The sequence below is a fragment of the Bradyrhizobium sp. 23AC genome (genome assembly GCF_054863025.1).
Map to the genome: position 1 here is coordinate 96,220 of NZ_JAVAYN010000025.1, position 10,253 is coordinate 106,472.

The window sequence follows — 10,253 nt, forward strand, 5'->3', positions numbered from 1 at the left end:
TCTGGATCTCGGTCGTCGCGACGGTGATCATAACAGAATCTTGCAACGTCTAACGAGCAAAGCACGCGAACAGCATCCAGTATGGCCTTCGCATTAGACGCAATTTTCAACGGGAGGCTATCATGTCCGCGATCGGCGCTCGGCCGAACGACCATGTCGTTCGCTCTCAATTTGTACCTGGTCTCGATGATCAGTCGCGCGATTGGGAGCTCGTGCTGCGGGAATCCCACCATCGCATGAAGAACACGCTGACCCTGCTGGGTGCGTCAGTCCGTCGCGATTTCACGCGCGCGGGCAGGGGCGATATGTCGCTGGCGGTGGACCGGCTCGAGCGGCGCATCGTCGCCTTCGGCAGGCTCTATCAACTTCTGTCCGATCATGACGATCTGCCGTTCGTCTCCGCAGCGGCATTCTTCGAAAGCCTGTGCGAGGCGATCTCCGAGGCTGTGCTGGAACCGGCAGGTATCCGCTGCGAGGCTGCGATCGAAAGCGGCTCGTTGCCGGCGGCGCAGTGTCATCGGCTCGCGCTGATGCTGACGGAGCTGGTCACGAATGCGGCAAAGCATGCTTTCCCGAACAAGAATGGTGCGTTGATCCGCATCGGCATGGCCCGGCGCGACGGCGCCTGGCTCTGCACGGTGGCCGACAACGGCATCGGTGCGACCGGTCCGCTTCAGGGCACCGGTAGCCGGATTCTCGAAGGGCTCGCACGCAGCATCCATGCGCGGCTGCAGGGCGAAGCGGGGGAGGGCGGCACCCGGGTCACCATCGTGATGCCGATCGCTGCGGCGTGACCCGTCCCTCACAACGGCTAGCGGACCCTAACACTCCATAACGGGCAAAGGTCTGTTGTTTGCGCGATAGTCCTGACGTTGAGAGCGGGTGTCGATCCCGGACCCGCGGCTTGAAACAGGAGTTGGACATGGCTGTGATCGAGATCAATCGCGAAGCTGAAACCAAGCCCTCGAACTCTCGTGGAGTTGATCTGAAGCTCGAGGTCCTCGTGATCCCGGTGTCCGATGTCGACCGCGCCAAGGCGTTCTACACGCGCCTCGGCTGGCGACTGGACGCCGATTTCACGTCAGGCGACGACTGGCGCGTGATCCAGTTCACGCCGCCGGGCTCGGCCTGTTCGGTGATCTTCGGCACGAACGTCACGGCGGCAGCGCCGGGCTCGGCGCGAGGCCTGTATCTGGTCGTCTCCGATCTCGAGGCGGCACGACAGGACCTGCTCGACCGCGGTGTCGAAGTCAGCGAGGCATTCCACGGTGCCGGTGACGTTCATGCCGGGCCTGACGAGCCCTATCTGTTCGGCAGCGTTCGAGTCAGTGGTGCTGACCCGAAGCGCGGCAGTTATGCTTCATTCGCCGCGTTCAGCGATCCCGACGGCAATGGCTGGCTGTTCCAGGAAGTCACGACACGATTGCCCGGACGCATCGCAGGCGACGGCACGACATTCGCCTCAGCGACCGATCTGGCCGCTGCGCTGCGTCGCGCGGCGCTGGCCCATGGCGAGCATGAGACGCGGACCGGCGGACACGACGACAACTGGCCGGACTGGTACGCCGACTACATCGTCCGCGAGCAGGCCGGCCAGCCGCTGCCGACTTGAGCTGCAACGAAAAGTATCTCCCGATCTTCCGACACGGCGCGCGATGACCTGGTCGTCGCGCGCCGTGTCGCATTGCGCGGATGTCATCGCGCTCTTGCAGTGCGCGGACTCGCAACGGCTAACGCAGGCTAACACTCCATAACGAGCAAATTGCCGGCGCTTGCGCCAATCTCTCTGCACGCCAACCAACGCGTTGATTTCGAACTCGGTCAGCGTCGCCGACCAAAGCAAGGGAGATCCAACATGACCGCGCAAGCACGAGCTGAAAGTCTCAATCCCGACCGCCGTCAATTGCTGAGCCAGGCCGCGATGACCGCGGTTGCCGCCAGTGTATCGAGCCTGTTGCCGCTGCATCCGGTCAAGGCTGCCGCAGGCGGTGCCATCCGGCCCTTCCAGATCAGTGTGCCCGAGCGGGATCTGCTCGACCTGCGCCGGCGCCTGGCTGCAACGCGCTGGCCGGATCGCGAGATCGTCACTGATCAGTCGCAGGGCGTGCAGCTGACGACGGTGCAACAGCTCGTGCGCTACTGGCAGAGCGACTACGACTGGCGCAAGTCGGAAGCGCGGTTGAACGCCTTGCCGCAGTTCGTCACCGAAATCGACGGCGTCGACATTCACTTCATTCACGTCCGCTCGCGGCACGAGAATGCACTGCCGATGATCGTCACGCATGGCTGGCCCGGTTCGATCATCGAGCAGATGAAGATCGTCGGTCCGCTCACCGATCCGACCGCGCACGGCGCCAGCGCCGCGGACGCGTTCGACCTTGTGATTCCCTCGCTCCCCGGCCACGGTTTCTCGGGCAAGCCGACGGTGCTCGGCTGGGATCCCCAGCGCATCGCGCGGGCCTGGATCGTGCTGATGAACCGGCTCGGCTACAGCCGCTATGTCGCGCAAGGCGGCGATTGGGGCAATGCCGTGACGGAGCAGATGGCGCTGATCGCGCCGCCGGAATTGCTCGGCATCCACACCAACATGCCCGCGACCGTTCCCGACGACATCGCCAAGGCACTTCAACCCGGCGGAACGCGCCCGGAGAACCTTTCGGCTGAGGAGCGCCTTGCCTACGACCAGCTCGATGATTTCTACAAGCACGGTCTCGGCTACGCGATCGAGATGTCGAATCGGCCGCAGACGCTCAATGGCCTCGTGGATTCGCCCGCGGGCCTCGCGTCCTGGATGCTCGATCACGATGCGCGCAGCGCCGCGATGATCGCGCGCGTGTTCGATGGCCGGACGGAAGGGCTGTCGCGCGACGATGTGGTCGACAACATCACGCTCTATTGGCTCACCAACACCGCGGTCTCCTCGGCGCGGCTGTACTGGGAGAACAAGCTGGTGTTCTTCGCGCCCAAGCACGTCAAGATCCCGGTCGCCGTCAGCGTCTTTCCCGACGAGATCTACGCTGCGCCGCGCAGCTGGGCCGAGAGGGCCTACCCGAAGCTGATGCACTACAACCGCCTCGACAAGGGCGGACACTTCGCGGCCTGGGAGCAGCCGGCGCTGTTCTCCGCGGAAGTGCGCACCGCGTTCCGTCCGCTGCGGCAATCGATCTGAGATGCGAACCCATACATCAGGAGTGCAAGCAATGAACCGTCCCGAACCCGCCTTCACGACCGAACAGATCCACCTCGAGCGCCGCCTGCCGTCCTACTGGCGTGTCACTTTCGACATGCCGCCGGTGAATATTTTCGGCCCGAAGCAGCTGCCGGTGCTGGGCGACATCGTCACCAGGATCGAGACCGATCCGGACGTGAAGGTCGTGGTGTTCGACAGTGCCGTCGAAGGCTTCTTCATCACCCATTACGACTTCCTCGCGCCGCTGGAAGAGTCGCTTCGTGTCCCGCGCGGGCCGACCGGGCTCGAGGCGCTGCCAGACATGCTGGTGCGCCTCAGCCGCGCGCCGGTCGTCTCCATTGCCGCGATCCGGGGCCGCGCGACCGGCGTCGGCAGCGAGCTCGCGCTCGCGAGCGACATGCGTTTTGCCAGCCGCGAGAAAGCGATCCTGTCGCAATGGGAGGTCGGCGCGGGCCTCGTGCCCGGTGGCGGGCCGATGGCGCGGCTGCCGCGCCTGATGGGCCGCGGCCGTGCGCTCGAAGTGCTGCTCGGCGCCGACGACATCCATGGCGATCTCGCCGAACGCTACGGTTACGTCAACCGGTCGTTGCCGGATGACGAGCTCGATGGTTTCGTCGAGGCACTCGCGATGCGCATCGCCTCGTTCGACAAGGAGGCGATCGCCGAGACCAAGCGTCTTGTCGATGTCGCAAGCCTGCCGCCGGACGCCGAAATCAAGCCGGAGTGGGACGCCTTCCTGGCCTCGCTCGGTCGCCCCGCGAGCCAGACCAGGATCAAGGCGCTGATGACGCGCGGTTTCCACCGCTCCGGGGACGTCGAGAACCGGCTCGGCTTCCACGTTGGTCAAATCGGCAGCTAACGGAACCGTTGCGACGCGCGGCCGGTTGGAGCGGCGGCAGGCGGTCACGCCGATGCCGCCTTCCACCGGTACAGAGCGCCGGTGCGCAAAAACAAGCGAGGAGAATTGAGATGATCCGCAAAGCGAAGGCAGTATGGAAGGGCACCGGCCGCGACGGCACCGGCCATCTGACGAGCGAGTCCGGCGTGCTGGCCGAGACGCCCTATTCGTTCAAGACCCGCTTCGAGAACGAGAAGGGCACCAATCCCGAGGAGTTGATCGCTGCGGCCCATGCCGGCTGTTTTACGATGGCGCTGGCCTTCGGGCTTCAGATGGCAGGTTTCACGCCGGACGAGCTCTCGACCGAAGCCGCCGTGACCCTCGAGCCCGAAGGCAAGGGCTTCAAGATCAGCAAGTCCGCGCTGACCTTGCGTGCCAAGGTGCCGAACCTCGACGACGCAGGTTTTGCCAAGATCGCCGGCGAGGCCGAGAAGAACTGCCCGGTGTCGAAGGTGCTCAACGCCGCGATCACGCTCGACGCCAAGCTGGGCTGACTGAACGCAGGGAGTGCTGCCATGTCTCGCCAAAATCCGTCTCGCCAACATCAGCCGGATGAGGACAGGTTCCGGGCGATCCTGCCCGAGGATATCGCATGGCAGCCCTTTCCGGCATTCCCGCCGGGCGCGCGGTTGGCTGTCATGGTCGGACATCCCGCCGAGCCCGGACCTTACGTGGTCCGGGTCAAGGTGCCCGGCGGCACCAGGCTGATGCCGCACAAGCATCCGGAGGATCGCATCTACACGGTCATGTCGGGTGTGTTCTACATCGGGCTCGGCGAGAGTTTTGACGGCGATAAAGTCAGCGCCTATCCGCCGGGGAGTGTTATCGTGCTGCCCGGCGAGACCTGGCATTTCCATTGGGCGAAGTCCGGCGAGTACGTCACGCAGGTGAGCGCGATCGGGCCGCTGGGCCTCGAATATCACGACGACAAGGATGACCCGCGCTTGCGTGCAGTTGCAGAGCAAAGGTAAGCATCTCGACGAAACCAAGGAGCATCAAATGACGACGGAACGCGCAGTTTTGGCCGGAGGCTGCTTCTGGGGCATGCAGGATCTGATCCGCAAGCAACCAGGCGTGATCTCCACACGCGTCGGCTACACCGGCGGCAAGGTGAAAAACGCGACCTACCGCAACCACGAAGGCCACGCCGAGGCGATCGAGATCATGTTCGATCCCGCCAAGACCAGCTACCGGACCATGCTCGAGTTCTTCTTCCAGATCCACGATCCCACCACGCTCGATCGCCAGGGCAATGATCGGGGCACCAGCTATCGCTCCGCGATCTTCTATGCGAGCGACGAGCAGAAGAAGATCGCCGAAGACACCATTGCCGACGTCGAGGCGTCCGGCCTGTGGCCCGGCAAGGTGGTGACCGAGCTCGCGCCCGCAGGAGAGTTCTGGGAGGCCGAGCCCGAGCATCAGGACTATCTCGAACGTTATCCTGACGGCTACACCTGCCACTTCATCCGGCCCGGCTGGAAGCTGCCGCGCCGCGCTGCTGCCGTCGGAGGCTAGATCAAGACGCCGCGCCGTCAGGTCCGCGATCGCGCGATCAGATCGCGGGCCATGCGCATGTCGGCGATGTCGGAGCCTTCGGCAAACGTCCCGCAGACATTGTCGAGAAGCGCCCGAGCTTCCGCGCCCCGGCCGGCTCCGATCATGGCCCGCGCGAGGCTGGTCGCGCAGCGGAGCTCCCAGAAGCGCGCGCCCTGCTCGACGGCAATGTCGATGGCCTCGCGAAAGTACGCCTCGGCCTGCTCCGAATGCCGCGCGCTTCTGAGCATCAATTCTCCCTTGATGCGGAGCAGCTCCGGCAGATACCAGCGCTCCTGCCGGTCGTTGCAACGGGTCAGGACGTCTTCGATCACGTCGAGGCCACGGTCGACCTGGTCGGCTTGGAGGAAGCACGCGGCGAGCTCGCCGAGCAGCGGGAGAAAGCGCGGCAGAAAGCGCGCATCGCCGGCGCGGTTGAGCTCCTCGCGCAAAAGCGGCAGGCCGGTGGCGATGTCGCCGCGCCTGGCCACGACCGCGGCGTTGAAGGCGCGTGCCCATAGGCCCCACAGCCGGATTCCGTGGCGCTCGGTGTGTTCGAGCAGTTCGGCGCCGTGGTGCTCGGCGGCATCGAAATCGCCGGACCAGAACGCGATCGGGCAGGCGGCCTGTCCCAGCACGCTGCAGAAGGTCAGCGCATGGCCGTTGGCGCGGCCTTCCTCGATGTTCTTGGCGGCGAGCGCCCGGGCCTGATCGGCGAGGCCCTGAAGCCACAGGATGCGGGCCCGGAAATATTGCGTCGATATCCTGAGATCGAGCGGAAAGATTTTCGGCTTCTCCACCAGCACATGCAGCGAGGCGTTCACGCGGTCGATACGCTGCCGCGCGTCGTCCTGGTCCCCGAGATAATGCAACGCGACAGCCATCAGGCGGTCGCCCAGCATGAGATCGGTGCTGTCGGGCGAATTCGCAGCCGCGTTCGCAAAGCGCTCGGCGAGCGCGCGGGCCTTGCCGAACTGCCCGTTGTTGAACTGGTCGATGCACAGGCCCCAGAGCGCGCGCAGCCGAAAATCCTTGTCGTCGAGGCTCTCAGCCAGCTCGAGCGTCGTCTCGAGGATCGGGCGCGCCTCGCGCGCGCGGCCCTCGCCGTACATCAGCGACCAGCCGAGTGCCGACAGGAGCTGCATGCGGATGCGGTCGTTGTCGCCGTCGTCTCCAAGCGCCGCCAGTGCCGTTCTGCTGCGCTCGCGGCATTCGGCGAACAGCGACAGACGCACCCACAGGGTGACCGCTGCCGCCGTCAGTGCAATGCCGAGCCTGGTGTCGCCGTCGGGCGCGAAGGCCCAGTCCAGCGCCGCGCGCACATTGTCGAGCTCCCCACCATAGGTGCTGAGCCATTCGGGCAGCGGCGTCGACGTGTCCGCCCCCGCGCGCTCGAAGAAATCGCGAAAGTGCTCCGCATGACGCCGCGCGAACTGCCTGGCTTCGCCGAGCTCGTTCAGTTTCCCGAGCGCGTAGGTGCGCGTGGTGTCGAGCAGGCGATAGCGCAGCGCCCGCGAGCCGGATGGCGAGATCAGCGATTTGGTGACCAGGCTGTCGATCGCCTCCAGCGTCTCCGAGGTGCTGAGGCCGTCGCCGGCCGCGACCGCGGCGGCCGCCTCCGGCGCGAACGGACCTGCGAACACCGACAATCGTCGCAAGGTGGCGCTCTCCGCCGGAGGCAGCAGGTCGTAGCTCCAGTCGAGGGCGGCGGCGAGCGTCTGGTGCCGCGGGACAGCCGTGCGCCGTCCCCGCCATTGCAGCGAGAAGCGGCTGTCGAGCAGGGAGGCGGTGCCGGCGATGCCATACGCATTGACACGGCCCGCAGCGAGTTCGATCGCCAGCGCAATGCCGTCGAGCCGCCGGCAGATGCTGGCGACAAGCGGCGCCTCCTCCGCGCTGAGCTGGAACGGCCCGGAGCTCTGCGCGATGCGCTCGACGAAGAGCTGGGCCGCGGGATAGGCGAGAACCTCGGCGACGTCGAGGCCCTCGCGCTCGGGCGGACAATCCAGCGGAAACAGCCGGAAGATCCGCTCGCCTTCGCTCCGGAACGACTCGCGGCTGGTGGCGAGGACCCGAAGCTGCGGCGCTTCGCGAACGATGCGCTCAACGAGAGGCGCCAGGGTATCCAGCACATGCTCGCAGCTGTCGAAGATCAGCAGGGCCGGTCCGGTCTTCAGAAATGTCAGAATGGCCGGCGTCGGATCCTCCGCGCTGACGGTCAGTCCGAGGACGGCGGCGATGCTGGTTGGGACATGGCTGGCATCCCGCAGCGGACCGAAATCGACGAAGAAGACGCGGCCGTCGAAATCCGCCGAGCGCCGATGCCCGACCGTGACGGCGACGGCGGTCTTGCCGATGCCGCCCGGGCCGACCAGGGTCATGAAGCGATAGAGCGTCAGGCCGTTCGAAATCTTCTCGATGACCTCCTCGCGTCCGACCAGCTTCGCAAGCTGGGCGGGCAGGGAGCGGGGAGGAATGATTTCGGCGGCGGCTGGCGCGACCTGCGAGGGCGCTTGAGCGAACGGGGCGACAAAGCAATAGCCACGGCCGGGTACATTGAGGACATAACGGGCCGATTTGCCGGTATCGCCGAGCACCTTGCGCAACGCTGCGACATGGAAGCGCAGACTGCCCTCGTCGACATTCACCTCGGCCCAGATGCGCTTGACCAGTTCTCTCTTGTCGACGACTTCTCCGGGGCGCTCGGCAAGCAGGATGAGAATATCGAGCGCGCGGCCGCCGACGTGAAGCGGCTCCCCTTCCTTTTCCAGGAGTCGGGACTTGGGAAACAGCCGAAATGGCCCGAATGAAATGGCCGAGTCTTGGTTGTTATTGTGAGCTGGCACGTGCCATTGCCCCCCGCAACGGGAGTCAAAAGGTATTTTGTTCTGGTCTAGCAGAACGAGGCGTCCAGTAAACTGGCCGAAAGCAGCATGGCTGGCAGACCTGCGCTGGGTCGGCTTCCGCCCCGCCTGAATCATGCTGGAAATGGAAGGGGTTAGGTCGCCGTGGTCTTAACCGGGGCCTTTGTGACGATGTGTGCCGACAGCGTCACCAGACCCATCAGCGCAGCCAGCAGCCAGAACGCCATGGGCAATCCGCCAAACCGTGCGACGAAGCCGACGCCGGCGGGGCCGATCAGGATTCCTGCGTAGCCCGCGGTCGTGATCGCCGCGACCGCAAGCCCTGTGGGCATCACCGTCTGCCGCGCCGCCCGGCGGAACAGCACCGGCACGAGATTCGACGCGCCGAGCCCGATCAGCAGGAAGCCGCCGATGGCGACCGCTGCAATGGGCGCCGTCAGCAGGACCACGAAACCGGCGATCGCGATGAGGCTGCCCCAGAGCAATGTCGCGCGGTCGCCGATCCGCGCAACGACGGCGTCGCCGCCGAGCCGGCCCGCAGTCATCGCGATCGAGAACACGATATAGCCGGCGCCGCCTTGCGCCTCGGTGACGAGGCCCGCTCCGATGACGAGCAGCGCGCCCCAATCCAGCATCGCACCTTCGACCAGGAAGGTGATGGCGCCGAGCAGCGCGAGCAGCAGCACCGATCCGTGCGGCAGCACGAACAGCGGGCCCTCCTGCACCTGCACGGAGCGGAGCAGGCGCGGCGAGGTCGCAACCATCGCGATCAGCATCAGGACGGAGCAGATCAGCGTGCAGGCGAGCGTTCCGAATTGCAGCGAGAGCAGCGCCGTCATCAGCGCGGATCCGGCAAAGCCGCCGATGCTGAACAGGGCGTGGAAACCTGACATCAGCGGGCGGTGCGCGGCGCGCTCCACCTCCACGGCGTGGATGTTCATGGCGACGTCGATCGAGCCGAGCGCGGCGCCGAATGCGAACAGCGCCAGCGCCAGCGTTGCGGGCGAAGCCGCAATGGCGAGCAGGGGCAGGACCAGCGCCAGACCGAACCCGCCGGCAATGATGATCGGCCTGCTGCCGTAGCGCGCGCTCACGATTCCGGTCACCAGCATCGCGATGACCGAGCCGATGCCGAGGCTGAGCAGGAGCAGTCCGAGCACGCCGTCATCGACGCCAAGCCGCGTCTTCGCGAACGGCACCAGCGGCGCCCAGCACGAGATGCCGAAACCCGCGACGAGAAAGGCAAGCCGGGTCGCAAGGCGCGTCGCAGGCCGGTCGGCGGAAGACATGGGAACTCCGGGAAAGCAGGCAGGGCGATCGACAAGCCCGACGATTGTCGCGACTTTATGTCTGTGGCGTGCATGAGGTGCCGCGGCCGCAGGGGGCTTCGGTCGTTGCGTTCGATCGTTGGAACCGGTGCAGATTCGCAACCAACCGGGCAGCTTCCATCTCCGTCACCCTGAGGACGCTCGCCTCTACGGCGAGCCTCGAAGGGCGACGGAGCGGGGGAGGGCTGTGTCGCCCTCTGTCAATCCGCTTCGCCAAAAATATTCCACTTTACCGAAATTCGGTTTCGGCGTATGTGTCGCGCATCCCGGCTCACCCAAGAGGGGCGACTATGTGGTCGTCACTGTCGCGAGCCGGGCTTGCGGTGGACGCGGCAGCGTCGGCACGAGAGGCGCGGGCAGGGCGGGTAGTCCCTGTGAGCCCGTAACCGCGTGCGGACGACGGCGCTGCCAGGCTTCGTCTCGTCTGTAAGTTTCCGGCT

The 10,253-nt window shown here is 65.7% G+C and carries 9 protein-coding genes; 7 read left to right on the forward strand and 2 right to left on the reverse strand.

The genetic code is table 11. The features are described 5' to 3' along the window. Positions 1-122: 122 nt before the first annotated feature. The 7 genes from RAD10_RS36740 (at position 123) to msrA (ending at position 5,603) form a co-directional block, all read left to right on the forward strand. The gene (locus RAD10_RS36740) at positions 123-794 is read left to right on the forward strand and encodes a sensor histidine kinase (RefSeq protein ID WP_461621269.1); all 672 of its coding nucleotides are present in this window, start codon (positions 123-125) and stop codon (positions 792-794) included. Positions 795-922: 128 nt separating this feature from the next. Next, positions 923-1,612, forward strand: coding sequence for a VOC family protein (locus tag RAD10_RS36745; protein ID WP_461621270.1), 690 nt, complete (start codon positions 923-925; stop codon positions 1,610-1,612). Positions 1,613-1,855: 243 nt separating this feature from the next. Beyond that, positions 1,856-3,169, forward strand: a complete 1,314-nt coding sequence (locus RAD10_RS36750) for an epoxide hydrolase family protein (RefSeq protein ID WP_461621271.1) — start codon at positions 1,856-1,858, stop codon at positions 3,167-3,169. A gap of 31 nt (positions 3,170-3,200) precedes the next feature. Beyond that, complete coding sequence (locus RAD10_RS36755; RefSeq protein WP_461621272.1) at positions 3,201-4,049, forward strand: enoyl-CoA hydratase/isomerase family protein; 849 nt, start codon at positions 3,201-3,203, stop codon at positions 4,047-4,049. Positions 4,050-4,159: 110 nt separating this feature from the next. Beyond that, complete coding sequence (locus tag RAD10_RS36760; protein WP_461621273.1) at positions 4,160-4,582, forward strand: OsmC family protein; 423 nt, start codon at positions 4,160-4,162, stop codon at positions 4,580-4,582. A 21-nt stretch (positions 4,583-4,603) separates the two neighbouring features. After that, on the forward strand, positions 4,604-5,059 hold the full coding sequence (locus tag RAD10_RS36765; protein ID WP_461621274.1) for a cupin domain-containing protein: 456 nt from the start codon (positions 4,604-4,606) through the stop codon (positions 5,057-5,059). A 28-nt stretch (positions 5,060-5,087) separates the two neighbouring features. Continuing rightward, a complete protein-coding gene (gene msrA, locus RAD10_RS36770) occupies positions 5,088-5,603 on the forward strand; it encodes a peptide-methionine (S)-S-oxide reductase MsrA (protein ID WP_461621275.1) in 516 nt (171 codons plus the stop codon). Between the two features lie 17 nt (positions 5,604-5,620). Here the strand turns inward: msrA and RAD10_RS36775 are convergent, their stop codons facing one another. After that, positions 5,621-8,467: an ATP-binding protein gene (locus tag RAD10_RS36775; protein WP_461621276.1), complete on the reverse strand. Its 2,847-nt coding sequence runs from the start codon at positions 8,465-8,467 to the stop codon at positions 5,621-5,623. Between the two features lie 152 nt (positions 8,468-8,619). Further along, the gene (locus RAD10_RS36780; RefSeq protein ID WP_461621277.1) at positions 8,620-9,774 is read right to left on the reverse strand and encodes an MFS transporter; all 1,155 of its coding nucleotides are present in this window, start codon (positions 9,772-9,774) and stop codon (positions 8,620-8,622) included. Positions 9,775-10,253 lie beyond the last annotated feature (479 nt).